The following is a 26,290-nucleotide window of genomic DNA, read 5'->3' as shown; positions in this document are numbered from 1 at the left end:
CAATCTGTTCTGTTGACAACAATGATTAAACCGTAAATTCGGTCCACTTTTCATCACTTTCGTTGCTGCGGATGACACAGTCGAGAAAAGCCATTCCCCGCACGCCATCCGATACGGACGGGAAGTCGTATTCGCCCGGCTGCCAATGCGTTCCGGCCAATCTTGCTCCCAGTGCCCAGGAAAAGCTTTTGTATAAGTTAGCAAATGCTTCCAGATAGCCTTCCGGATGTCCGCCCGGTGTTCGGCAAAACGCCGCAACATCAGGAGACATGCCTCCAGCCGCCGCGCGGTAAACCTGCAGTGGCTGGTCGAGCCATTTTACCAATAAGCTGTTCGGCTCTTGCTGGCTCCATTCCAATCCGCCATTTTCGCCGTATATCCGAATTTTCAATGCGTTTTCTTCTCCCGCCGCCACCTGCGAGGCGATCAGGACTCCGCTGGCGCCGTTGTCAAACTGTAGAAGCACATTACCATCGTCTTCCAGCCTCCTGCCCTCGACATAGGTGTACAGCGATGCGCAAAGGCGGGTTGTTCGCAACCCGGAGATAAACTCCGCGAGATGGAGGGCGTGCGTACCGATATCTCCCATACAGCCGCTCTTGCCCGATTTCGCCGGATCCGTGCGCCACGATGCCTGTTTATTTCCCTCTCCTTCAGAAGGTCTGCTTAGCCAACCTTGAGGATATTCTACATAGATTTTCCGGATCTTTCCAAAGGCGCCGTCCCGCACAAGTTTCCTTGCCTGCCGTACCATCGGGTATCCCGCATACGTATGGGTCAGCAAAAACAGCAGGCCGGTTTCTTCCACCTTTTTATTGAGTTGCTTTGCTTCATCCAGGTCAAAAGTCATCGGTTTATCCAATACCACATGGAATCCGTTTTCCAAGGCCAACATGGCAGGTCCGAAATGAAGGTGGTTTGGCGTGACGATGCTGACAAAATCCATCCGCTCACCTTCCGGGAGTTTGCGCTCCTCGGCTATCATTTCCTGATAGTTTGCGTAAATCCGGTTAGTTGGAAGAAAAAGCGCTTCGCCGCTTGCCTTGGACCTGCCGGGATCCGAGCTAAAAGCGCCGCACACCAATTCGATCAGCCCGTCCATATTGGCCGCAATGCGGTGTACCTCGCCGATAAACGCGCCTTTCCCGCCGCCTATCATTCCCATCCGGAGTTTACGATTAATACTTTTATTGACCATAGTTATTGCGATATTTGATTATTCCAATGTCAGCAACCTTGGCACTGCACTTGGTAGCCAGACAAGCAAAAATAGCATTAATGACTAAAAAACCGATGTTTTGCGGTGAAGATTTGTGTTAAAAATGGTTAAATCGCGCCCACGTTGTTAATAAATGTGTACTTTAGCTTCTTAAACAGGAGGTTGGCATCGAGCTGCATAAAGAAACTAATGATTAAGGTATTCATATTGGTAATCGCCATCGCCTTTACATCGTTATTCATCTCATGTGATCGAGGAAAACCGAAACCAGTGGCACGGTCTTTTGATCAGTACCTCTATCCAGAAGACTTACAAGGTGTGGTACCCAACGGAGTGACAGGAGATGACAGCGTTCAGCTAGTACGGGCCTACATCGAACAGTGGTCGCGTCAACAAGCGTTGCTGCACTATGCCCGGCGCAACATGAATACCAATCCAGAACACCTTGAAAGGCGGGTAGAAGAATACAAAAATGGTCTGATCATCTATGAATATGAGCAGGCGTTGGTCAACCAAAAACTGGATACGGTGGTTTCGGATGACGAAGTTAGGACTTACTACGAGTCGCGCAAGGAACTATTTATGCTTAAGCAGCCGATCCTTAAGCTTTCATACATTCGGTTGAAAAAAGACGCACCTGAACTGGATCGGGTAAAACGGTGGTTTCTTTCAACGGATTTCAAAGAACAGGATTTGCTTGAAAAGTACTGTTCAATGTATGCGCTGCAATACGCGCTGCGGGATACGGCGTGGTACTATGCAGATGACCTGATCAAGAAAGTACCGCTTTCTCGCGTTGGTGAAGACAATTACGGCCAAATCGGGCGAATTTTTGAAATAATTGAAAATAATGAATTATATCTGATAATTTTGCACGATTCAAAATTCAGAGATACCCGCTCGCCTTTGTCCTTGGCGCAAAGCAATATCCGCAACCTGATTTTGAACAAGCGAAAAATCGAATTGATCGACCAGATGCAGCGAAGCATCGTCGATGACGCACGAAGAAAAAACAACATCGAAATATTTAACTAAATGAGTAAACGTAGCTGCATTTTCCTTTTTTTGGCAACAATGAGCCTTTCCCACTGGGCAGTATCCCAACAACCGCAGGTGATTGATCGCGTGGCGGCGGTGGTAGGATCCAATATCATCCTGCAATCGGAAATAGAAATGGAGTATGCCCAATACCTTGCGCAGGGCAACAAGGCCAGCGAGGACTTCAAGTGCTACATCCTTCAGCAACAGCTCACACAGAAGCTACTTGCCCAACAGGCTGCCATAGACTCCATAGAAGTGAGCGAAAGCGAAGTTGATGACAACATCAATGCGCGCCTACGGTATATGTCTGGCCAGGCCGGAGGCCAGGAGCGGCTTGAACGTTTCCTCAACCGGTCGTTGCTCCAGTACAAAGAAGAAATGCGTCCGAGTGTTTATGAGCAGCTGAAGGCCAACAAAATGCAGCAAAATATCGTATCGGGTATCGATGTGACCCCTCTGGAAGTGAGGCGGTATTACGAATCGCTAAATAAAGACAGCCTGCCTTATTTCAACACCGAGGTGGAAGTGGGGGAGCTGGTCGTGTACCCCCAGCTTACGCGGGAGGAAAAGCAGCAATTTCGTGACCGCGCGGAAAGTCTACGCCGGCAGGTTGCGGAAGGTGCCGACTTTGCGACGATAGCGCGTCTATATTCTCAGGATGGCGGATCAGCCCCTTACGGCGGAGATCTCGGGTTCAGCACGCGAGACCGCTATGTGAAAGAATTTTCTGCCGTGGCGTTCCGCCTTAAACCGGGAGAACTCTCTCCCGTGTTTGAATCCGAGCACGGATTCCACTTTCTGGAAGTGCTTGAACGCCGGGGCGAGGAAGTGCGCGTACGACATGTCCTGATCCAGACCAAGCCTACGGAAGCGAGCCTGAATCGTGCAAAGGCGCACATTGATAGCATTTACGATCGAGTAGTATCCAAAAAGCTCGACTTTTATACGGCAGCGACCCTCTATTCGGACAATAAGGAGACGAAGTATAACGGCGGTATGCTGCTCAACATGGAGAACCAACAGAGCCGCACCACGCTGATTCCGGTAGACAAACTTGATGCCTCCGTTTTCACGGCCATAGACACACTGCAGCCCGGCCAATATTCACGGCCGGCGCGATTTACAGATGCAATGGGAAAAGTCGGGTACCAGTTTACCTACCTCAAGTCGCGTACGCCACCTCATCAGGCCAACCTCGAACAGGATTTTGCAAAGATCAAGGAAGCGGCATTAGAAGACAAAATAAACCGCAAGTTGAGCGAGTGGTTTGAACGCCGCCGGAAAGTCACTTTCATCAGTATCAACGCGGATTATCACGGCTGCGATGACCTGAAAATATGGTTACAGGATAGCGGCGGGACTACGGTTGCTCAGCGGTGATCGATCACCGTTCAAACAGCATCTCAATAACCACACGCCATTGGAAATCCGGTTGCAGCTGCCAAATCCTGACGTAGTTGCATTTGAGCTCGCCTTTATTTGTAACCACTGTAGCTGTTCCATAAGAATAAGCGAGCTCACCGCTGTAGGAGCGACTGGCAACCAACGATTCTGCCTGAATGGCCGTGCCCTGCTTTTGCATAAACGCAATGACATTCTTTTTGCCGATTATCGGCGTCTGCCATGGAAAGTATAAGCGGGCATCATCTGCCAAGAATTCGCCATAAGCCACCGCAGCGTTGGATTTCAGCACGGCAGACAACAACTGATCGTTGCTCGCAACGATTTCCTTGCGCTGTTGGATCCGCTCTTTGGTCTTGAACCGGGTGTAATCGTTATCGTCCGGCTCAATGTACTGAAGCGCTGGTTCTTCATTCCCACCATGGTGTTCTATCTGAGCCCGAAGATCTACCTTCCAGTTTCCCTTCCGGTCGCGTCGCCAGACAGTCAGATATTCTCCGTAACGCTTGATCGCCCCGACTCGCTGGAAAGTCATCGTACCCGTCGTCACGCCCCACTCCATGCTTTTTGAAACCGCTGCAAAGGTAGGCTTCCACGTCATTACATCTGGGACGTTCGGTCGGTTCTTCAAGTATTCAAGAGCATCTACAGGCGAAGGGGTAAAGAAAGTCGAATTCCGGTCCACAATAGACAGCAACGCCGCGTGTGGGCCTTCTGTTGCTGACAGCCTTGCTGCTGTACGATCCGCCGCCAGAAGACTGCCCGCTTTGCCGAGCAACTGCGCTGTGGCAGGAAAAGCAGCCACGACGATATAGCTGAGGAGACAAATCCGAACAATGTTAGTCATTGGCTATATAGCTAAAATAATAAAAACATTCCGATCGATCAAACCCTACTCCAAAGCGTACCTTCTTTGCTGTCTTTAAGCTGGATTCCGATTGAGCTAAGCCCTTCCCTGATCCGATCGGATGTTGTGTAGTCTTTGTTTTGCTTGGCATCATTGCGCAGGGAAATGATCACGTCCATCAGTTTCTCGAAATCATCGGATCCGGTGTTATCGTCGACCAGGCCAAGCACATCGTATACCAAGTCCTGCACCAAAGTTTTCAATGCGGAAAGTGACGACACGTCAATTGAAAGCTTTCCATCATATATACTATTGATCATACGTACGGCCTCGAACAACTCGGCGATCAGCACTGGACTGTTGAAATCATCGTCCATGGCCGCATAACACCGTTGCCGCAGTTCATCGATATTCAGCGCACCCTTTTTAGGACCGGGTTTCAGTTTAGGTAATAGGGCCATTGCATTCATGAGCCGCTTATATCCTCTATCCGCCGCTTCGAGTGCCTCATTTGAAAAGTCAAGCGTACTTCTATAATGCGCCTGCAACATAAAAAACCGCACGGCCATCGGCGAATATCCACGGTTCAGCAGCGGGTGGTTGCCACTGAAAAGCTCATGTGGAAGGAAACCGTTGCCCGCAGATTTCGACATGCGCGTACCGTTTACCGTCAGCATATTGGTATGCATCCAATATCTTGCCGGTTGCGTGTGGTTGCATGCCTGGGATTGTGCAATTTCGTTGGTATGGTGCGTGGCAGCCAAGTCCATTCCCCCGCCGTGTATGTCAAACTGCTCGCCAAGGTACTTGCTGCTCATGGCTGAGCATTCAATGTGCCATCCGGGAAAGCCCACGCTCCACGGCGACGGCCAACGCATGATATGTTCCGGTTTGGCTTTAATCCAAAGTGCGAAATCAAGCCGGCCACGCTTTTCATCTTGCCCGTTCAGTTCACGGGTATTATTGAGCAAGTCGTCCAGTCTACGATTGGTTAGGATGGTATAATCATATTCCTTCACATATTTTTCGACGTCGAAATATACAGTACCATTTACCTCATAAGCAAATCCTTGGTCAATGATTTTCCTGACCATTTCGATCTGTTCGGAAATGTGTCCGGTGGCGGTGGGTTCAATGCTGGGCGGCAAGGTGTTGAACAAGCGCAGCACCTCATGGAATCCCAGTGTATATTTTTGCACAATCTCCATGGGCTCCAGTTGTTCCAGCTTAGCCTTTTTAGCAAACTTATCTTCACCCTCATCGTTGTCGCCCTCCAAATGCCCAGCATCCGTAATATTACGCACATAGCGCACCTTATAGCCGCGGTGGGTCAGGTAACGGAGTATCAGGTCGAAGGATACAAACGTCCGGCAATTGCCCAAATGCACGTCGCTATATACAGTAGGACCGCAGACATACATTCCCACAAACGGGGAATTGAGCGGCTCGAATCTTTCTTTCTTCCTTGTTAAGGTATTGTAAAGAACCAAACGGTTATCCATGGGCGCGAAAATACGAATTTATTTCTGCCGGAAGTAGACTTGTACCGGTACACCCTCGAAGTCAAAATGTTCACGGAGCTTATTTTCCACAAACCGCTTATAAGGCTCCTTTATGTATTGGGGAAGGTTACAGAAAAACGCGAACATCGGAGATCTACCTGTAATCTGGGTCACGTATTTGATTTTTATATACTTGCCCTTAATTGCTGGCGGCGGATAATTTTCGATAATCGGCAGCATTACGTCATTGAGCTTAGAAGTGGGTATCTTCTTCACTTTGTTTTCATATACCTTGGCCGCCGCCTCTATGGCTTTAAAAATCCGTTGCTTTTCGGTCACTGAAGTAAAGATAATCGGCACATCCGTGAAAGGGGCGATTTTCTCCTTGACCAGGTCTTCGAACACTTTGGTCGTCTTGTTGTTTTTTTCGATCATGTCCCATTTGTTCACCAGAATGACCACCCCCTTCCGATTCTTTTCAGCTAAGTGGAAAATATTGATATCCTGGGATTCGATACCTTCTGTGGCATCAAGCATGAGTATCACTACGTCCGATTCTTCAAGGGCTTTAATGGTACGCATCACGGAATAAAACTCGATATTCTCCTTCACTTTGGTTTTACGCCGCAGGCCGGCCGTATCGATGAGAAAAAAATCATGCCCGTACTGGTTATAATGTATGCGTATAGAATCCCTTGTGGTGCCTGCTATCGGTGTGACAATATTACGCTCTATACCGATCAGTGCATTGATAAGCGACGACTTGCCCACGTTTGGCCTGCCCACAATGGCATATGTAGGTCGCACATCGGCTTCTTCCTCGTCCTTTTCGAGGTGCTGGACCACGTCGTCCAGCAATTCGCCGGTACCAGACCCTGTCATGGAAGAGATCGGGTATATCTCGCCGAGACCGAAGCTATAGAAAATACTGGCCTCCTGCTGCAGCAATGAATGGTCCACCTTGTTGACGACCACAAATACCGGCTTTTTGCTTCGGCGAAGTACATCCACAATGGCATCGTCCAAGTCGGTGATTCCCGTAGTAACATCTACCATAAACAGGATGACGGAAGCCTCTTCGATAGCGATCAATACCTGCTCGCGGATAGCTGACTCGAACACGTCATCAGAGCCATGGACATACCCTCCGGTATCCACGACTGTAAACCGCTTTCCGGTCCATTCGCCCTGCCCGTAATGCCTGTCGCGTGTTACGCCACTGTAGTCATCTACAATGGCTTTTCTGCTTTCAGTCAACCGGTTATACAAGGTGGATTTCCCTACGTTGGGCCGTCCTACGATCGCGATGATATTTGCCATAGGCTACAAAGGTAAGGATAAGGAATGGTTTATCGGCTATCGGCAGGGCAATCTACGAACGGAGCTGCTTCAAGATATCATCGAGATAAGTACGCTCGTTTGCCAACCGGGGCACTTTATTTTGCCCGCCAAGCTTGTCTCTTGATTTCATCCACCTGTAAAATGTGCCATCTGGTGCATTGTGGATGATGGGAAAACGCAAGGCCAGGTCATTGAACCGTTTGGCATCGTAGTCTGAATTAGCCGCCCGCAAGGAGGCATCCAGCACCTGGCAGAACCTGTCAAAATCGTTTGGCGGTTCTTCAAATTCGATGATCCACTCGTGTGCACCGGCTTCGCCTTCCTTGAAGTAGACCGGTCCTGCGGTATAGTCTCGAATGGCGGCACCCGTCTCGTTACATGCCTGTTTTAGTGCTTCGTCGGCATTATCGACGATGACCTCTTCGCCAAACGTATTGATATATTGCTTGGTACGGCCCGTAATCTGAATACGATAGGGATGCAGGCTTACGAATTTGATGGTATCGCCCAGCATGTACCGCCACAACCCCGCGTTTGTGGTGATAATAAGTGCATAATTTTTGCCCAGCTCCACCTCATGGAGGGCAAGCGTCTTAGGGTGCTCTTCAAACAGCCGTTCCGTGGGAAGGAACTCATAGTAAATACCATAATCAAGCATCAGCAGTAAATCTTCCGAATCGGATTGGTCCTGCAGCGCAAAATATCCCTCCGAAGCGTTGTAATTTTCCAGGTAGTACATACGATCCGACGGTATCAGCTTTTTGAATTGTTCCCGATACGGTTTGAAGCTTACGCCTCCGTGGCTGTAGAACTCAAGGTTAGGCCATACATCCAAAAGGCTGTCCTTTCCGGTGATTGCCAAGATGCGCTTGGCTAATACAACGTTCCATGTGGGCACACCCGATAGGTTGGTCACATTCTCATGGATGGTAATTCGTGCTACGTTTTCTATCTTTTCTTCAAAGTTCGGATTCAATGTTGTTTCCACATCAGGTGTTCTGTGGAACTCCGCCCAAAAAGGTAGATTTCGGATGATGATGGAAGAGAGATCGCCATAGTAGGAGTCGGCGTTAAAACTATTGATCTGCGAGCTGCCCCCCAGCACTACCGCCTTGCCGGTAAGTATCTTGGTATCCGGCCGATTATGGCAGTAAACGGAAAGCATATCTTTGCCGCCCTGAAAATGGCAGTCTTCCAACGCCTCTTCGCTCACGGGAATGAACTTACTGCGGTCTGCGGTGGTACCCGACGACTTGGCAAACCATTTGATGTCGGAAGGCCACAAAATGTTCTGCTCCCCTTTGATCATTCGGTCGATGTATGGTTTCAGGCTGCTGTAATCCTGTATGGGCACGCGTTCCTTATAAATTTCAGGGGTCAGTACGGAGTTATAGTCATACTTCTTTCCCCATTCGGTAGCTTCCGCCGCGGAGATCAGGCTTTGGAACCATTCCTCCTGCACCTCGTGGGGATATTTCATGAAAAGCTCTATTTGGTGGATACGCTTTTTCATGATCCAAGTGAATATCGAATTGATTAGGGCCATAGTTGTATGTCAGCTAATTAAAGCTTTTTTCTTCGTAACTCAAAATTGCGACCCAGGTAAAATTTGCGTGCCATCTCATTGCCTGCTATCTCCTCCGGTGTACCTGCGAGCATAATTTTGCCTTCCGTTAATAAGTAAGCACGGTCAGTGATGGACAGTGTTTCCTGTACATTATGATCGGTGATCAAAATACCGATGTTGCGGTGTTTGAGCTTGGATACTATGGTCTGTATTTCTTCCACTGCGATGGGGTCTACACCTGCAAACGGCTCGTCGAGCAGGATAAAATTCGGATTGGCCGCAAGCGCACGGGCAATCTCCGTACGGCGCCGCTCCCCCCCCGACAGTAGGTCGCCCCGATTTTTGCGTACCCGGTTCAGGCTGAATTCTGCCAGCAACTCTTCTAACTTCTCTTTTCGCTCGGTTTTGTCCTTATAATGAATCTCCAATACCGCCATGATATTGTTTTCTACAGACAATTTCCGGAATACCGACGCTTCCTGGGCAAGATAACCGATTCCTTTTTGTGCCCTGCGATACATCGGATCCTCCGTAATCTCTTTTTCATCGAGGTAAACATGGCCGTCATTCGGTTTAATAAGTCCCACAATCATGTAGAAAGATGTGGTCTTGCCGGCACCATTCGGCCCCAGTAATCCAACGATCTCCCCCTGCGAGACTTCAAACGATACATCGTTTACAACAGTACGCTGCCGGTACTTCTTGATCAGATGCTCTGCTTTTAATATCATTTGTGTTTTTTTGCACTATTTTTTGGCATGACCTTAAACCCTAATATCCTTGACATTGAGCTGCAAACTCCGTTTATCGCGCCAGATGTTTTCCTCGATCGTATAACATATATCGAATGGTATGCCCTCGTTTATTGCATCCACATAGCCAGCCAGCCCAAAGCCTATGCATTCGAAGCCGGTCATGCCATCCTGCGTCACGGTCATTTTGAGGTGGCTGCCGCCCACCATCGAAGCCGCACCACATATCCTGACCTGTTTACTCAGGAACAACGGTATTTCATTCTTGGGGCCAAAAGGCTCAAACCGACGCAAAATACGGAAAAATTTGGCTTCGATATCCGATAAGCGCAACACCGCATCAATTGCGACCTCGCGTTGAAGCATGGCAGGAAGGATACTTGCAGACACGACTTCCTCGAAGCGTTGCTGGAACGATTCGACATTTTCCGGTTTCATAGTGAGACCTGCGGCATATTTATGCCCCCCAAACTGGTCGAGCAGGTCACTGCACGCATTGAGTGCTTCATACAGATCGAAACCCACCACTGAACGGGCTGAGCCGGACACGTGCCCGTTGGTTTGGGTAAGCACGACGGTAGGTCGGTAATATTTCTCAGTGAGGCGTGTGGCCACAATGCCGATGACCCCCTTATGCCAGTCAGGCTTGAAGACCACCGTGGAGTTCCGCTGCTTCATCAGCTCATCACCGTCAATCATGGCCAGTGCCTCCTCTGTAATCCGCAAGTCAAAATCCTTTCGCTGCGTATTCTGGACATCTATGCTACTGCTGTACACAGCGGCTTCTTGCAAAGACTTCGAAATCAACAGTTTTACGGCATCCTTAGCATGGTCAATCCTGCCAGCAGCGTTAATGCGTGGCCCGATCTGAAAAATAATATCATTTACCGTGAACCTGCCGCTTCGGTGTGTAGATAAGTCGATCAGCGATTGCAGTCCGCAGCATGGATTGGTGTTGAGCTTCTGTAGACCGTAGTGTGCAAGGACTCTGTTTTCGCCGGTAATCGGCACGATATCCGAAGCGATACCGACGGCTACCAGATCAAGATATTGGTAACATAACTGCGGATCCATGTTATTTTTCTGGATGAATGCCTGTATGATCTTGAAGCCTATAGCACATCCGGGTAGTTCCTTGTAAGGGTATTGACAATCTGTACGTTTTGGATCGAGCACCGCTACGGCATCGGGCAAACGATCGCCCGGAAGATGATGATCGCCAATAATGAAGTCGATGCCACGTTCACGGGCATACGCGATTTTATCCAAAGCTTTGATGCCGCAATCCAGGGCAATAATAAGCGAAAACCCGTTTTCTGCAGCATAATCGACACCCTGTGTGGATATGCCGTAACCCTCGGCATAGCGGTCAGGCAAATAATATTCCAGCCGTGAATGGAACTGACGGAAAAAGCTATACACTACGGCCACTGCAGTGGTGCCATCCACGTCATAGTCCCCATAAATCAGCACACGTTCTTTATCGCCGATTGCTTGCTCAATACGGGCTATTGCCTTGTCCATATCCCGCATAAGGAAAGGGTCATGCAATGACGCGAGGTCAGGACGGAAAAATCGGTGTGCTTCGTCGAAACTCGAGATATCCCTATTCACGAGCAGATCAGCCAATACCGTATTGATACCAAGCTCATCCCGGAGTTTCTGTGACGCAGTCGGGTTACGGCAAGACGCGATTGCCCATCTTTTTTGCATATCTTTGTACACTTGGAAGGGGTAAAGATAAAAACATGCAAGCACATTCCTTATTCGAAGGTTCATTTTCCGTAGATTCGTCTAAAAAGTTCATCCCGTTTGATGCCAGCAAAGACAACAAGAAGGACCGTCCGGGTTCGTTGTTTATCCATGTACATCCGTTTCTGATCGAGTCAGCAAATGGATTACTTTTGCTTGATACAGGCATTGGCCATACCAATGAGACCGGCGGGCTGCAACTGCACGATAACATACGGCAGGCTGGTTTTGAACCGAAGGATGTCCGGTATGTCCTGCTTTCGCACTTGCACAAGGACCATGCGAGTGGCATGGTACAAGAAAGGGATGGCACCCTCCGTCTTGCCTTTCCCGATGCGGAATACGTGGTTCAACGGGGCGAGTGGGAGGATGCATACAGTGGCAAATCGGACTCGTATCAAATGGAAGTCTTCGATATACTCCAGCGAAGTGGCAACTTGCTGTTGGTAGATGGCGATGGTTCGCTCAACAATGAGGTCAGTTATGCAGTATCAGGCGGCCACACGCCACACCATCAGGTCTTCCATATACTTGTGGGAAGTGAACATTTTTTCTTCGGCGGCGATGAAGCTCCTGAACCGGAGCAATTTTTCAGGCAGTTTGCAGCCAAATATGACTACGACGGCCGCAAGTCCATGGCATTGCGCCAACAATATTGGGAACAAGGGTGTGCCGAAGGTTGGGTTTTTCTGATGTATCATTCTACGAATATCGCCATTGGCCGGCCTAAGGAGAAAGAAACCGGTGGTGGGTACAAATTGGTAGATGCCTTGGCGTAGTATGCTTCAACGGTTACGTCCGGAAGTACTTAGCAACCATGTTGATAGCGTGGTACATGTCAAACGGCTTTTTGATAAAGTCCACCGCACCGCAAGAACGCGCTATGTCAGCGATGTCTATAGCCGAAGAAATCATGATTACCGGAATATCCTTTGTTGCCGGATTGGCCTTCAACGCTAAGCATAACTGACTTCCTGTAGTCCAAAACAGCCGCTGATCCAGCAATATAAGTCCAATTGGGTTTTCTTTTATTATCTCAAACATCGCCTTGCCGTTGTCAGTGATTACTTCGTAGTTTTCATACTCCATAATCTCGGCGATCAACTCCGAAACGTCTTTGTCATCTTCAATATATAAAAGTTTATGTTTCAAAGCGTTAGGTCAATAAATCACTAGTAGATAATTTACGGCAATTACTGTTAGCTGCAAAGCTATGCTAAATAGCTGAGAAAACCAATAGAAGACCAAACATACAAAAACCCCGTTTCTTTATGAAACGAGGTCTTGTCATATAGCAGATGAAATTAAAATAGACTGTTTGCTGTTGCTTAATCTGTGACTGATGACCTATTCGCCCATCGGTTTGCGGCGTGTTTAGCGGATTCCAATACGACTTTGTAAAAGTCTGACGGATATTGACGAATGTCAAATGCCGCTTTGCCGTCTTGCAACTTCACCTCGCCCAATGACACATAATCATCTTTTCCGCCTGTACGGTGATTGTTCGTGGTACTCAGCCATGCAATCAGCTCCCCGTCAGACTTAAAGGGTTGCCAGGTCAGTTGCAGGCTGTCTCCCACTACCACCGCCTGGGTAAACCTGTGCGACACCTCGCCCGATAATGGAATCCCGTCCCACTCAAACCGGTATTCCTTCGGCACCTCGACGTCCAAAAAACGCATTACGGTCGGCAATAGGTCTACCGACGACGGCGTGCCCTCGCGGAAATGCGTATTCAAGTCTTTATCATTGGTGGCCATCCAGATGCCACGTTCCCGCGGCATCTGTCCACCGTGTTGAAACCCTTTATCGTCCCGGCCATGATCGGTAACGATGTATACCAGCCAGTCTTCGTTGAACTGTTCTTCACGGTAACGGACGGCTTCCCACAACCGACCGACCTGATGGTCTGCCCGGACGACCGCGCTATCCATCTGCGGGCTATCCCCGTAGGCATGACCGATGTTGTCGGTATACTGCAGATAGACCCACGACAAGTCGGGCGCATCTTCCCGGATAGATCTTGCGGCCTCCTTAGACACATGCTCATCGATCAGGTCATAGTAAACTCCCTTCGGATCATGCGGAAACGCAACCGTATCCAGTTCGTATCCATCTTTATGGAAGTCCATCTTGATGTGCCCTGTTTCCGGTTTTCCCTCTCCGACCAACTTAGTGCGGTTGTCCTCCCAAGTGGAATAGATACCGATTTTCTTTTCGGGATATTGCTGCTTCAGATACCAGAAGAACGTGGGATAGCGGTAGTTGATGGAATCAATGGCATTATCCCATACGTTGTGCTTATGCGTCCAAGTACCGGTGATGAAATGGGCATAACAGACGGCTGAGATGGTCGGCGATTGCGAATAACCATCTTTCTCCCCACCGGTATAAGCGCGGGTATAACCGCCGACAGCGGCGATGCTGTCTATCCAGGGCGTATTTACTCGTTCGATGACATCGGCGGGTATGCCGTCTACGATGGCAAACAGTACTTTCTTTGTTCTGGGTTGTTGCTCCTGGCATGCGAAAACAGCCATAAGCACCAATGCTATTCCAAAAAATCTTACATTCATATTCATGATTATTTTAGGTGTAATAGTTACTGACCGGTACTGACCTCCCAACCGTAGTCAATATATTCCCAATTAAAATCATCGTCGCCGACCGTGACCTTTAGGTAACCCTCTTCTGTGCCGTGGAACGCCCCGCCCCACCAACCGGCACTTACCGCTCCGGCCGTAATGAACTGTACACCTTTCACCTTGATTTCTTCATAGAGATGCTGGTGGCCCTGGAGGATGAGCTTTAGATTATGCCCGGTAAAGCGGTCGAATACCTGTTTCTGGTTTACAAAGGTATCCGTGGCGGTGTAACGGCCTTCCAATACAGGGTAATAAAGCGAAAGGAAAGGCACGTGCGTAGAGACGATGATGGGCTGATCGGCAGGCGTATTGTTCAGTACACTATCCAGCCATCGGTATTGTACATCGCTGACGCAATAATTGCCATCGCATATCTCGGCACTGTTGAGCACGATGAACCGCCACCCCTTGTGATTAAACGTATAATAGGTGTCTCCTAAAAATGATTTAAACAAGGCCTCTCCATAAGCCCCGCCTTTTTCGCCATCACCCCAATACCGGTCATGATTGCCGATGGTGAAGTACCAGTTTTTCAGCGAAGACTGCCCAATAATGTCCTTATACTCCTGATAAAGCTGCACCGCATCCGCCCGCCTTTCGGCTTTCGTGCCATCTACATCAACGTTATCCCCGCCGGTCATCACGAAGTCCACTCCAGACGACTCGACATGTTTGATGGCCATTTTCAGGCCCTCAAACGCCTTTGCTTTCGGGTTTTTATTCATATGAAGATCCGTGAAGAACGCAAAGGAAAATTTCTCCTGGGCACGGGCACCAACGGCAAGCAGTAGCAGGAGGAAAAACGAACTGAACTGTTTCATATAGGTCATTTGTTTACGGCGTCACCAAGCAACGTTGGATCAATTATTCCCAATCAAATATCTGTTGTAAATTCGGATTCAGCAATACCTGTTGCTGAGGCACCGGGCGGTAATAGTACTTAGGCTCCACAAAAGTGCCCGCGTTTTCGACGATCAGGAGGTTACCCGATGTTGGTCCGCCAAGGAAGATCGAAACATCCTGTCCGAACGTACCCACGCGATAGTAAGCCAGGGGCACGCCGAGACTATTCCTTTCCCGCTCGGCCGGAATAGATTGCGACGCCGGCAGCAATACGATGTCCGGCACCCCGTCACCGGTCAGGTCATGCTGGCCAAGCCGGGAGAAATAAATCCCCAAGGGTTCTATCTCAAGGAATTTGCCAGCGCCCCAACGCATCAAATCATCATGCCGTCGACCCTCGAAGGCCAGCTCCACGCGCCGTTCCCGCCGGATTTCATAGATTTCCGCGCGCTGTGCCGAGGTCACGTTAGGAAACTTCGCCGCTTTGACCGGATCGATGGCCGGATTAAGCGTCATACCGGGCATTCCGGCGCGCGCCCGCACCAAATTGATCGAGATATCCAGGTCTCCCTGCGTCAGCTCACCCAATTCAGCTTTAGCCTCAGCATAGATTAACAGGATTTCGGCGAAACGATATAGCGGTACGTCCATGTTATTCCGTTCATCCTGGTTAGTGGTATTATAAAACCCTTTGATTTGATGATAGCCAGAAAAGTTTTTGGCCAATTGCTGCACATACAAACCCGCTCCCTGGGCGTATGTACCCGAGCGCACCAAAACCCACCCCGGATAGGCATACGTTTGGTACAGCCGGGGGTCGCGGTCTGCAAATTCCTGTACAAATTCGTTCTGCTGGTAGTTGGGTTGACTGCTGTAGTAGCTTCCATCGGCCATCAGGTAGGTTTGTACCAAGTCTTTGAGCGGGAAACTTTCGTAGTTTCCGAAGACCCCTTCCCCACTGTCCCCATTCAGCAAGTTGGCCTCATAATAACGGGCAAAAATGATTTCCGGATTGCCTCCGAGGTTCTGGCTTTTAAACAGCGTACCGTAATCTTCCATAGGGTTTCCGGTGGAGTAGAGGCTGAACGGACCATTATCCATGATGTCCCGGGCAACCGCCGCTGCCCGCTGAAGCAGGGCCGGAGCCGTGCTCTGCAGGTTTAGCTCCGGATGGTAGATCCGGTAAGTACCTTCATACAGCAGGAAGCGTGCATAGTCCGCTTTTACCAGCCAGCGGTTTACCGCCCCTTGGGGTGCAGCAATGTCCACATGATTAGCGGCGAATTCATAGTCGGCCAGCAGGTTGTTCACCACGGTCTCCCGAGGGTCCCGGTCGCCGAATAATACGTCTTCGTTGTCTGTAGTGATCACCACGTCCACCCACGGTATATCTGAGTAACGCTTGACCTTATTAACGTAGAATCGAGCGCGGAAAAACCGGGCCAATCCTTCAAAGTGAGCCAACCGCTCGTCTGAAAGCTGCGCATTCCTGAAGTTTTCCAAAAAAAAGTTAACGTTGCGCAGTTGCCCCCAGTCCCATCCCCCAGTAATAGTGGTTGAACTGGGCGAGGTGGTCATCATCGTCTTCAACTCTACATTTCCCGTCGAATACGCATTGTCAGTAAGTGTGTACGCTTCATCGGTATAAATACCCGTGGAAGGGAAATCATACAAATTGTAGATGGCCAGATTCAGGTCCTCTTCGGTGTTGAAGAAGTTCTCCCGGCCGATTGATGTTTCTGGCAATTTATTCAAAAAATCATCATTGCAGGCACTTAGGGACACCGTCAACAGCACCGCGACACCCCAATTGAATAATTTTTTCATGATCGGATTACTTGTATACATGATCGACAATGATTAAAACATGATGTTAACACCGAACGAATAACTCCGTTGGAAAGGATAGGTCATCCCGTTGCCTACCCCGCCTCCCGTGCCTGCTCCCGGATTGGTATTGATGCTTGCATTGGTGGTTTCCGGATCAAAGTGTTTCTTGATCCCGGAAAACTCCAGCACGTTTTCCCCGGTGGCAAATACGCGCAGACTTCCGATGCCGGCACGCTGGGTCAACGACCGCGGCAAAGTATAGCCTATAGTGAGGTTCTTCAGACGCAGATACGCACCGTTCAGCAGGTGCCCTGTATTGGGAATGGCCATGCCCATGGATTCATCGATGCGGGTTCCGAGGTTCACGTCGGCCAGCCAAGATTGCAGGACCGGAAAGCGGGCATCATGATTCGCATCGGCCAGTCCCAGGTTCAGGTACGATTGGGAATGCTTGGCGCGTTCCTCCGGGCCATCCGCTTCAGCCCGGTAAAAATCCAGCAGGTGCCCGTACATATTGCCATATGGCTGCTGGTACGCACCCCAATACAGGAAGTGAAGCGGGTAATAGTCACGCTTGCCCACCCCTTGCCAGAACATGCGCAGGTCAAAATTTCGCCAGTTTGTGTTCACATCCAGGCCAAAACGGAACCGCTCGGTGGAATTGCCGATAACGGAAAGATCTTTGGTATCACCCAGCGTATAGCCCTTTTCAATCACACCGTTGCCATCCAGATCCTTAAATTTCGGCCATCCCGGCACGATCTGCAAAGCCCCCCATGGGATGATACCCGTTTGGTCCAGTTGCGCGATCTCTTCGGTGGTCTGGAATAAGCCGTCGTACTGCAAGCCCCAGATCTCCCCCATTTTCATCCCTTCGTAATATTGGGTGATGCTGCCATTGGGATTGTCAAACCGAGTAATGGTGCTTCTGGTATCGGATAGCACAAAACGGGCCTCCAGACCGAAAGGCGAGCCACCCACGGTATAGTTGTCCCGATAGCCCAGGGAAAGTTCCCAGCCCCGCGTACGCAGGTCAGCCGCATTCTCCCGCGGCTCACTAGCCCCCAATATCGCGGGCAATTGCCTACCCAGGGTCAGCATGCCCAGCGTATTACGCGTGTACTGGTCAAATACCACGCTGAACCGGTCGCGAAGGAAACCGAGGTCTACGCCGAAGTTGAGCGTATTGACTTTCTCCCAGGTATAATTGGGTGATACCAGCGCCGGAGTAGAGATACCAAAAGGACGTTGGCCACCAATAAGGTAATTGGTTTGATACGTAGACATGGAGGGGATATATCCATAATTGGACACAGCCTGGTTGCCCAGTGAACCGTAGGAAGCGCGGAGTTTCAGGTTGCTGACGACGCTCCGCACACCTTCCATAAACGATTCTTGATCCACCCGCCAAGCTACTGACCCGGACGGGAAGAAACCAAAGCGCTTGTCTTTGGGGAAACGGGAAGAACCGTCGTAACGCCCATTGAGCTCAAAGATGTACCGGTCGTCATAAATGTAATTGAGGCGATAGAACGCTCCCCGCAAGGCGTACGTGTCAATGGCTTCCGTGCCTGCAGCGTCGCCCGTGGCCAGCCCTATGGTCGGAAATGAACTGGATATCAATCCAGTTCGGGATACATCAAACCGCTCGTACCGGTAATCTTCCTGGCTGTACCCCAGTATTGCCGTAAGAGAATGCCGACCGATTGCTTTGTTCAATGTTCCGTAAATGTTGAACACCTTATAGTAGTCAAATACCCCGCGCCGCGCAGCCGCGTTGTCGCCTTCTTCCCGTACATCCTCCGGCCCGTATCCGATGAGGTATGACGTCCGATACATGTTATAGTTTTCACTGGTCCTTCGATAGGTAAAATCGGCGTTTACCTGAAGCAAACGGTTCCAGAAGCTCATTTCCGTAGTAAACTGAGTCTGGAGCTGCTCCAGACGGTTGGTCGTCTCTCCCCCATCCACAATACCGGCAGCAGCGCGACCCACCGGCGAGTTAGCCCAGGTACCGTCTGGATTCACGTCGTAGTATGTAGGGAACATATTGTATATGCCGAATACGTCCAGCCGGGTCGGCTCCTTCCGCAGCGTATTGCTCATGGAGGTATTGTTCCCCAACTTGAGCCAGTCGGTCAGTTGGTAGTCCACCTTGGCCCGAAGGCTATACCGGTCGAAAAAATCCTCATCAAGGGTCAGAGCGCTGTTCTGCCGGTTGTATCCCCCAGACAGGTAGTAACGTACCTTATTGTTTTCGCTCACCCCGCTGATGGCGAGGTCGTGGTTGTGGCTGAAATTAAAGTCATCGAAAAAATAACGGGTCCAATCCCGGTTACCCATGTACTCCCACAGGGATTCATCGGATGGATTCACCCGCACGCCGGGTACACGCGGATCGTCCGAACGCTGCCGCGCATATTCATAAAACTGATCGCTATAGTTCACGTTGTCCCAGGGTGTATTGTCAGTCGAGGTTTCCAACAGACGGGAAAACACATAGGGATCGGTGATCATTTCCGGCAGTACTGTCGGGGTATTCCATGTAAAATTATTCGAATAGCTTACATTGGTGCCGCCCTGAGTCCCTGTCTTGGTGGTGATCAGGATAACGCCGAATGCTGCCCGCGCACCGTAGATCGCCGCCGCGGAAGCATCCTTCACCACGGATATCGTCGCAATATCCTGAGGAGCGATCAGGTTCAGCTCAGCCGAGCTGGACTGCACACCATCGATTAGGATCAGCGGATCACCGCCATTAATAGAGGTAATACCGCGGATGTTGATGTTTGCGGCGGCTCCCGGAGCGCCGGAGTTGAACCGGATGTTCAGGTTGGGGATCAACCCCTGCAACCCCTGGGAAACATTGGCAATCGGCCGTTGTGCCAGTGCCTTGGCATCGACCTGGTCTACGGCACCAGACAGATTCACTTTTTTCTGTGTGCCATACCCCACGACCACCACTTCCGAAAGGCTGGATGCATCCAACTGAAGCACCAGGTCATACTGCTCACGCTCGGCCACTTCAAATTCCTGCGACACATAACCCACCATGGTCAGCCGCACCCGTTCCCCCAAGGCGGCCGACAGCACAAACTGCCCTTCTTCATCCGTGGTCGTGCCCCCCGGTTTACCCACCACGGCAATACTGACGCCCTCTAGGGGCACCCCTTCAGCATCCCTCACGGTACCCACAATCCGCACCTGGTTTTGACTGACGGTAACAGCCTCAGGCATACTAACCATTTTCGATGGCACCGCGGATACCGGACGGATCGACGCAACGCCCAGCACGCATGCCGCGAGCATCGTTAACTGGTGCAATGTCATTGATTTAAACTTGTAGCGATTCGTCATCTTTGATTATGTGTTGATCATTTATAGTCGATTATCCCATCAGCAAATTAAGAACAGCAATATTAAGTTTGTATTAGGTCACGATTATTTTTATAAACTGAATGTTCATTCAATAAATATAAAAATTTTCTCTTCAAAAACTATTAATTACTTTCGTCTCGGTCAAATAAGTATACTGAATGGGAAGGAAGAGTTTAAAAGAAATCAGGCAGCTGGAGATTATTAAGGTTTTTTATAAGGTGGCCAAAAAAGAAGGGCTGGAAAACACATCCATAGCCAAAATTGCTAAGGTGATGGACATCAACCCCAGCTTGATCATTCATTATTTCCAAACTAAGGACGAACTCACCTATGCACTTGTCGACTACCTCCTCGATAAATACCTGTTGATTTACAAGGTGAGCAAAGACAGCAATGTACCGCCGCTTGAAGCGTTGACAACCGTCATAAGCGACTTGTTCTCACGAAAATGGAATAAATTATTTGACGACGGACTGTTCTACAGCTGCTACGCGCTGACGTTCCGAGAAAAGAAAGTGAAAGGCATGTACCTGAAAATCACTGAATCACTACGCGAGCAGCTTGCAGCACTTATCGAACGATGCAAAATGGCGCAAATGATCAAGGTCCGTGATTCTCGTTTCACAGCCGACTTGATTTTCGCCTTGGTCGATGGCGCTTATTTCTACCTTAGCGTTGCCAGCAACACCAAGACCTTCGACCAAAAAATCACAGAATACAGAGCCGAGGCTTTGAAGTTACTGGGGATCGGAAACGCGGTGGCCACGCCGTGATACGGATACCCTCCTAGCATATCGCAATACACCAAACAACGCGATAAGCACCCACATACCATTTGCCGCGAGATTAGGGGCGTCTGCAAAGTAAAAGGCACTGACAACCAAGCCGAGTCCTCCTATTGCGTTCAGCAGTTGATACAAAACACCGTCAAAACGCAGCAACTTCAGGTTCAGTAGCAGATAAGCCACTGTACAAAAGATAAATCCCAACCATCCGATAATGGTAATCGTCGATTCCGTCATTGCTTTGATCCGTTATTGCCCCGCGAAGGTACAGAAACCTCCGGAAAGCAGTTATTTTTCGGCCACCAATTCGATATCCAATTGAAATTCGTCGGAAATAGCGCGATCCCCCAAGCCGGAGAAGAAGTTGCCTGACCGATATTTAATATCGAACTGCGTGCGGTCTATCTTGATACCCGTAGCTGTCGCGTGCAACGTATTGCCCGATTGGTGCACTACTGCCGGGAATGTTATCGATTTCGTGATCCCTTTGATGGTCAGGTCGCCGGTAATCGACAGGTTGCTACCTGAGCCGGTGGCCTTGGAAATGCTGAACGTAGCTTCCGGAAACTTAGGAACATCAAAAAAGTCCTCATTTTTCAGGTGGTTTTCAAGGCGTGCGGCACGGTCGCCTGTCAAGTCCGTCACCGTAATGGAGCTCATGTCAGCCGTAAAGTTTCCCGAGATGCGGTCGTCCGCAAACCTCAGCTCGCCTTTGCTTAGGTTAATGGTGCCGGTGTGCTTCCCTCCGGCTATATTTTTTCCGGTCCAATTGATCTTCGATTTGCTGCCGTCAACCTTAAAAACAGCACCGGAAGGCGTAAATGAATAACAAACGAAAATTGCGGCAATAGCCAGCACCGATGAAGCAAAGGACGATCTCATAAGTTTTTATTTTTTTGCTAAAGGTAGTTAACGATTAGGTAAAAGCCATACCTTTATACCGTTTTAATTTTAGGAGGCAATTATGTCAATTGTTAGAGAAACAGACCTGATCGGTATTGGTAAGAAGTACCAGATCGAAACCGAGGCTGGAGACCACATGGTCGTGGTTATCCACGACGATGGACGTCGAGAACTCTATCGGTATGATCAGGAAGAAAGCGAGTCCCGGTGCGTGATGACGTTATCCGACGAGGAGTCGCGCCAGGTAGCCGGTATCATCGGCGGTTTGTCTTACAAACCCAAAGCCCTTGAAACCATCCAGGTGGCGCTGGATGACCTGATCATCGAATGGTACAAGGTAGAAGAAGGTGCGCCCAGCATCGGCAAATCCATCGGCGAACTTGAGGTGCGCAAGCGGACCGGTGCTTCCATCATTGCCGCTATAAAAGAAGGCGAAAGCATCATCAACCCTGGACCGGATTATGTGATCACAACAGACACCACCATGGTGGTAGCTGGCAAAAGGAGCCACATCAAGCTGCTGAAAGAAATATTGTAAGAATACGTAGGAATAGTTGAACTGTATGCTGTCACACACCTTGATATTAGAAATAGGAGTTGCCGTGGGCCTTGTGGCGCTTGTCGGATTGATTTCCGACAGGTTCCGATTTTCGGTAATTCCCTTTTTCATCTTAATCGGGATGGCACTCGGACAGCATGCACCCCAAATCGGCAGCATCGACCTTACGTTTACGGAAAGCAAGCCCTTCATCGATTTCATGGGACGGCTGGGTGTACTGTTCCTGCTGTTTTACCTTGGGCTGGAATTTTCAGTTGGCCGGCTGGTCAAGTCGGGGAAATCCATTCTGACCGGCGGCGTGTTTTACGTCATCCTAAACTTCTGTTCAGGGCTGTTGATGGGTTGGTTGATGAACCTGCCGTTTAAAGAGACCATGGTATTATGCGGTATCATGACAAGTTCTTCAACCGCCATCGTGGCGAAAGTACTTACCGACCTGAAACGAACGGCCAATCCGGAGACCGAAGTGATCTTAGGAATGATTATGTTTGATGACCTGTTTATTGCCATGCATATTTCATTCCTGTCCGGATTGATATTAACAGGCAGCAGTTCTTTTTGGACGGTAGCAGGCACTTCCCTGCTTGCCTTAGCTTTTATCCTCGCGTTTCTTATTTTGGGCCGGAAACTGGTTCCGGCCATCGATAAAGTACTACAAGATAAATCTTCCGAACTGTTTATACTCGTCATATTTGCCCTCTTATTTATTGTTGCCGGGTTTTCGGAAACCATCCATGTCGCTGAAGCCATCGGTGCGCTCATGGCTGGGCTGGTATTAGCCGACTCCCAATACATCAAACGCATTGAACAACTGGTGTTGCCTTTTAAGGATTTCTTCGGCGCCATGTTTTTCTTCAGCTTCGGCCTCTCTATCGACCCTATGTCTTTGGGAGGTGCGGTGCTATGGGCTTCCGTTGCAGCATTGATTACCGTAGTATGTAACATAGGGTCGGGCTATGTCGCTTCTTACTTTTCCGGTTTGAAGAAGCGGAACTCCGTTGATATCGGCTTTACGCTGGCAGCGAGAGGTGAGTTTTCCATCATCATGGCGAACATCGGAAAAGCTGGCAAGCTTATGCCTATCATCCAGTCATTTGTGGTCGTGTATGTGTTGATTCTATCTATCGTTGCCCCGCTGCTGACAAAGGAATCGCGGAATATCTGGAATGCTGTATTTGGAAAAGACAAAACGGAGAAAAAGCCGGTAAAAACACTCAATGATTTGGAAAACAGCTAGCAAACCCCATAACCCCCGCTGTTGCTTCCCTTGAAAATATTACCGACCTTTGTGAAACAAGGCGATGAATAGCGATCAATTTTTAGTGTATCCTGAAAAAACAAAACGATGAACCGTTGTATCCTGATTTCATTTTTATCAATTTTCTTCCTATGGTCATGCAATAATGCACCGAAATCGGAAGACGATACTATGGGAGCCGTGCAACTATTACCCATAGTAAACAACGAAGAAACCGCGGCATCCATTTTCCTCAAGCTTTTGGACAAAACGGACGGCGACACATCGATCTCCTATGCCGCAAAAGCGCTATATCGAGATGATACCGTGGGCATTATTATCGAAGTTGACAAAGACGTTCCTGCGGGCATTAACCCCGACGGGTCGGTAAACGAAGAAACAGGGTTCAGGAAAGGGACTATAAAATTTAAAAAGTCGGGAAAGGAGAGTGACCGTTTTGTGGCGGCTCTTGCACAATTGTGGCAGATTGAGGGTATTAACAGCATGAAGGGACAAGCGGTGCAACCCCTAGCATTTTCATCCAACAAAACAACCATCAATCATAACAAGCCGTCCACCTCCAGTTTCAAGTTGTTCTTCAACGAGGATTCGCCTGTCCCCGGCGAGGTATTTTTCACCTTTGACACTTATAAGCGGATGGTAGAATTTCAAGTGAAAAGCCCCTCGCACAGATCAAGTATCTTAGCTGCCCTAGCAGAACCACACTAGCGCTACATAAAGCCTAGTTCCAACCGCGCGACATCGCTCATCATGCTTTTGTCCCACGGTGGGTCAAAGGTGAGTTCCACCAGCGCCTGCTTTACGCCATCCACTTCCCCCACTTTGCGTTGTACCTCGTCGATAATGTCTCCGGCCACCGGGCAGCCGGGCGCGGTCAGCGTCATTACAATCTTGGCCGTGCCATCCTCTTTTGTAATAATCTCATACACCAACCCTAACTCAACGATATTGACCGGGATTTCCGGGTCGAATATGGTCTCTAAAGCCTCCGTAATGGCAGGTGCAAGATTCAATTTATCATTGACAATCATGGTATTCCTTCTGGTATCCTTCTTACAAAGATAACCAACAAATCCCTATCTTTACAACAAAATGGATGAGTCATTCGATGTCATTGTGATAGGCAGCGGCTTAGGGGGCCTTGTCTGCGCCACGATACTGGCGAAAGAAGGGCTTAATGTGCTCGTTTTAGAGAAGAATAATCAATACGGGGGTAACCTGCAGACATTCGTGCGTGACCGCTGCATCTTCGATACCGGTGTGCACTATATCGGCGGCTTAGCCAAGGGGCAAAACCTTTATCAGTATTTCCATTATCTTGGTATTGCGGAGAAGCTCCGCCTTAAACGTATGGATCTGGACGGATTTGACATGGTTACCTTCGACGGTGATCCCGTGGAATACCCTTATGCACAAGGTGGTCCGAACTTCATAGAACAACTTAGCCGCTATTTTCCGGAAGAACGCAGCAGCATCAAACGGTTTTACCATCAAATGAAAGAAACCTGCCAAAGCTTTCCATTATACCGCGTCAACGCCGAGGAGCCCTACCGCTGGAACGAGGAAATGCTCAGTTTGAAAGTGCGTGATGTCATTGCCCAATGCACGTCCAACACCAAATTGCAGGCGGTTTTGGCTGGCACGAACTTACTATATGCAGGGATAGCGGAAAAGACCCCGTTCTATGTACATGCGCTATCAATAAATTCATATATTGAAAGTGCTTGGCGATGCATCAACGGAGGCGGACAGCTTGCCAAGCTGCTGATCCGTGAGCTCCGCAAACATGGCGGCAAGGCATTGAAGTATAAGCAAGTCAGCAAATTTCACATCAAAGACGGCTTGCTTCGCTCTGTATCTACTTCAGACGGAAACACCTACCGGGCCGCGACCTTCATTTCCAACATCGATCCTAAGAAAACCCTTGATCTTATTGGCGACTACCCGATACGCAGGTCGTACGCCAACCATATCCGGCGAGCCGAGCCTACGGTCTCATCGTTCAGCCTATACATTGTATTAAAACCGAAGCAGCTTCCCTATCTGAACAAGAACTATTATCATTTTAAGGACGAAGCGAGTGTATGGGGCAATATACATTACCGCCCCGACGACTGGCCAGCGGGTTATATGGTATCCATGAATGCGAAGAGTGACAACGACCGATGGGCGGAAGGCCTGACGGTATTTACCTATATGCACTACGATGAAGTAAAACAGTGGGAACATACACAAAACACCGTAGCATCCAGCGACTACCGAGGCGATGATTATGAGCGGTTTAAACAAGAGAAAACCGAAGTCATGCTCGACAAACTGGAGAAGAAGTTTCCCGGTTTAAGAGACCAAATCCTCGCCACGTATGCCTCCACGCCGCTGACCTACCGCGATTACATCGGCAGTGAAACAGGCGGGATGTACGGTTTCGCCAAGGATGCAAACCAACCGATCCGTAATTCGCTGCCACCCCGCACCAAGATCAAAAACCTGCTACTCACCGGTCAAAGCATCAATATGCATGGCATATTAGGAGTAACCATCAGTGCCGTCCTCACCTGTTCGGAACTTTTGGGAAAGGAGCACCTCTTGCGGAAGATCAATGATGCCAACCAAGCTGAACCGCCGACTGTAGACGCTTGTAACCACGTTCAGCCTCAAGAAACTTAA

General features: G+C 49.3%; 23 protein-coding genes. 8 read left to right on the top strand and 15 right to left on the bottom strand.

The window, feature by feature from the left end:
- Positions 1–25: 25 nt before the first annotated feature.
- On the bottom strand, positions 26–1,198 hold the full coding sequence (locus ACFOET_RS02140) for a Gfo/Idh/MocA family protein (protein ID WP_379019088.1): 1,173 nt from the start codon (positions 1,196–1,198) through the stop codon (positions 26–28).
- Between the two features lie 210 nt (positions 1,199–1,408).
- Here ACFOET_RS02140 and ACFOET_RS02135 point away from each other — a divergent pair, with 210 nt between their 5' ends.
- Positions 1,409–2,254 (top strand): peptidylprolyl isomerase, encoded by an 846-nt coding sequence (locus ACFOET_RS02135; RefSeq protein WP_379019086.1) that lies wholly within the window; start codon positions 1,409–1,411, stop codon positions 2,252–2,254.
- Entirely contained in the window at positions 2,255–3,640 is a 1,386-nt protein-coding gene (locus ACFOET_RS02130) for a peptidylprolyl isomerase (RefSeq protein ID WP_379019084.1), read from the top strand.
- Positions 3,641–3,644: 4 nt separating this feature from the next.
- On the opposite strand, the gene ACFOET_RS02125 is transcribed toward ACFOET_RS02130, so the two are convergent.
- Genes ACFOET_RS02125 through recJ form a run of 6 tightly spaced genes read right to left on the bottom strand, consistent with a single transcriptional unit; the run spans position 3,645 to position 11,383 of the window.
- Positions 3,645–4,508 carry a YybH family protein gene (locus tag ACFOET_RS02125; protein WP_379019082.1) on the bottom strand — a complete coding sequence of 288 codons (864 nt, stop codon included), beginning with the start codon at positions 4,506–4,508 and terminating at the stop codon, positions 3,645–3,647.
- Between the two features lie 38 nt (positions 4,509–4,546).
- The gene (gene cysS / locus ACFOET_RS02120) at positions 4,547–6,010 is read right to left on the bottom strand and encodes a cysteine--tRNA ligase (RefSeq protein WP_379019080.1); all 1,464 of its coding nucleotides are present in this window, start codon (positions 6,008–6,010) and stop codon (positions 4,547–4,549) included.
- An 18-nt stretch (positions 6,011–6,028) separates the two neighbouring features.
- The gene (gene der / locus ACFOET_RS02115) at positions 6,029–7,330 is read right to left on the bottom strand and encodes a ribosome biogenesis GTPase Der (protein ID WP_379019078.1); all 1,302 of its coding nucleotides are present in this window, start codon (positions 7,328–7,330) and stop codon (positions 6,029–6,031) included.
- 52 nt (positions 7,331–7,382) lie between these two features.
- The gene (locus ACFOET_RS02110) at positions 7,383–8,897 is read right to left on the bottom strand and encodes a GH3 auxin-responsive promoter family protein (RefSeq protein ID WP_379019076.1); all 1,515 of its coding nucleotides are present in this window, start codon (positions 8,895–8,897) and stop codon (positions 7,383–7,385) included.
- A 17-nt stretch (positions 8,898–8,914) separates the two neighbouring features.
- Positions 8,915–9,649, bottom strand: a complete 735-nt coding sequence (gene lptB, locus ACFOET_RS02105; protein WP_379019074.1) for an LPS export ABC transporter ATP-binding protein — start codon at positions 9,647–9,649, stop codon at positions 8,915–8,917.
- Positions 9,650–9,682: 33 nt separating this feature from the next.
- Positions 9,683–11,383, bottom strand: a complete 1,701-nt coding sequence (recJ, locus tag ACFOET_RS02100) for a single-stranded-DNA-specific exonuclease RecJ (protein ID WP_379019072.1) — start codon at positions 11,381–11,383, stop codon at positions 9,683–9,685.
- Positions 11,384–11,418: 35 nt separating this feature from the next.
- On the opposite strand from recJ, the gene ACFOET_RS02095 reads away from it, so the two are divergent.
- Positions 11,419–12,201 (top strand): MBL fold metallo-hydrolase, encoded by a 783-nt coding sequence (locus tag ACFOET_RS02095; RefSeq protein WP_379019070.1) that lies wholly within the window; start codon positions 11,419–11,421, stop codon positions 12,199–12,201.
- Positions 12,202–12,214: 13 nt separating this feature from the next.
- On the opposite strand, the gene ACFOET_RS02090 is transcribed toward ACFOET_RS02095, so the two are convergent.
- The 5 genes from ACFOET_RS02090 to ACFOET_RS02070 all read right to left on the bottom strand — a co-directional run bounded on the left by ACFOET_RS02090 (position 12,215) and on the right by ACFOET_RS02070 (position 20,070).
- Positions 12,215–12,574, bottom strand: a complete 360-nt coding sequence (locus ACFOET_RS02090; RefSeq protein WP_379019068.1) for a response regulator — start codon at positions 12,572–12,574, stop codon at positions 12,215–12,217.
- A 176-nt stretch (positions 12,575–12,750) separates the two neighbouring features.
- Positions 12,751–13,998 (bottom strand): alkaline phosphatase family protein, encoded by a 1,248-nt coding sequence (locus tag ACFOET_RS02085; protein ID WP_379019066.1) that lies wholly within the window; start codon positions 13,996–13,998, stop codon positions 12,751–12,753.
- Positions 13,999–14,024: 26 nt separating this feature from the next.
- On the bottom strand, positions 14,025–14,888 hold the full coding sequence (locus tag ACFOET_RS02080; RefSeq protein WP_379019064.1) for a metallophosphoesterase family protein: 864 nt from the start codon (positions 14,886–14,888) through the stop codon (positions 14,025–14,027).
- 43 nt (positions 14,889–14,931) lie between these two features.
- Positions 14,932–16,737, bottom strand: a complete 1,806-nt coding sequence (locus tag ACFOET_RS02075; protein WP_379019062.1) for a RagB/SusD family nutrient uptake outer membrane protein — start codon at positions 16,735–16,737, stop codon at positions 14,932–14,934.
- A gap of 33 nt (positions 16,738–16,770) precedes the next feature.
- Positions 16,771–20,070, bottom strand: coding sequence for a SusC/RagA family TonB-linked outer membrane protein (locus tag ACFOET_RS02070; RefSeq protein ID WP_379019060.1), 3,300 nt, complete (start codon positions 20,068–20,070; stop codon positions 16,771–16,773).
- 206 nt (positions 20,071–20,276) lie between these two features.
- Here ACFOET_RS02070 and ACFOET_RS02065 point away from each other — a divergent pair, with 206 nt between their 5' ends.
- Positions 20,277–20,891 carry a TetR family transcriptional regulator gene (locus tag ACFOET_RS02065; protein WP_379019058.1) on the top strand — a complete coding sequence of 205 codons (615 nt, stop codon included), beginning with the start codon at positions 20,277–20,279 and terminating at the stop codon, positions 20,889–20,891.
- Here ACFOET_RS02065 and ACFOET_RS02060 read toward each other — a convergent pair.
- Positions 20,856–21,140, bottom strand: coding sequence for a CBU_0592 family membrane protein (locus ACFOET_RS02060; protein ID WP_379019056.1), 285 nt, complete (start codon positions 21,138–21,140; stop codon positions 20,856–20,858). The two genes, ACFOET_RS02065 and ACFOET_RS02060, sit on opposite strands and share 36 nt — an antisense overlap.
- A gap of 51 nt (positions 21,141–21,191) precedes the next feature.
- Positions 21,192–21,785, bottom strand: coding sequence for a YceI family protein (locus ACFOET_RS02055; protein WP_379019054.1), 594 nt, complete (start codon positions 21,783–21,785; stop codon positions 21,192–21,194).
- 82 nt (positions 21,786–21,867) lie between these two features.
- Here ACFOET_RS02055 and ACFOET_RS02050 point away from each other — a divergent pair, with 82 nt between their 5' ends.
- The 3 genes from ACFOET_RS02050 to ACFOET_RS02040 all read left to right on the top strand — a co-directional run bounded on the left by ACFOET_RS02050 (position 21,868) and on the right by ACFOET_RS02040 (position 24,331).
- Positions 21,868–22,344: a cation:proton antiporter regulatory subunit gene (locus ACFOET_RS02050; RefSeq protein WP_379019052.1), complete on the top strand. Its 477-nt coding sequence runs from the start codon at positions 21,868–21,870 to the stop codon at positions 22,342–22,344.
- 40 nt (positions 22,345–22,384) lie between these two features.
- On the top strand, positions 22,385–23,602 hold the full coding sequence (locus tag ACFOET_RS02045) for a cation:proton antiporter (RefSeq protein ID WP_379019050.1): 1,218 nt from the start codon (positions 22,385–22,387) through the stop codon (positions 23,600–23,602).
- 108 nt (positions 23,603–23,710) lie between these two features.
- Positions 23,711–24,331, top strand: coding sequence for a hypothetical protein (locus tag ACFOET_RS02040; protein ID WP_379019048.1), 621 nt, complete (start codon positions 23,711–23,713; stop codon positions 24,329–24,331).
- A 2-nt stretch (positions 24,332–24,333) separates the two neighbouring features.
- Here the strand turns inward: ACFOET_RS02040 and ACFOET_RS02035 are convergent, their stop codons facing one another.
- The gene (locus tag ACFOET_RS02035; RefSeq protein ID WP_379019046.1) at positions 24,334–24,636 is read right to left on the bottom strand and encodes an iron-sulfur cluster assembly protein; all 303 of its coding nucleotides are present in this window, start codon (positions 24,634–24,636) and stop codon (positions 24,334–24,336) included.
- Between the two features lie 79 nt (positions 24,637–24,715).
- Here ACFOET_RS02035 and ACFOET_RS02030 point away from each other — a divergent pair, with 79 nt between their 5' ends.
- Positions 24,716–26,290, top strand: a complete 1,575-nt coding sequence (locus ACFOET_RS02030; protein WP_379019044.1) for a phytoene desaturase family protein — start codon at positions 24,716–24,718, stop codon at positions 26,288–26,290.

Origin of the sequence: Parapedobacter deserti (assembly GCF_042646065.1) — a bacterium.
Classification (GTDB): Bacteria; Bacteroidota; Bacteroidia; order Sphingobacteriales; family Sphingobacteriaceae; genus Parapedobacter; species Parapedobacter deserti.
The sequence above is the reverse complement of the archived record's forward strand: the minus strand, read 5'-3'. Positions and strand labels throughout refer to the sequence as shown.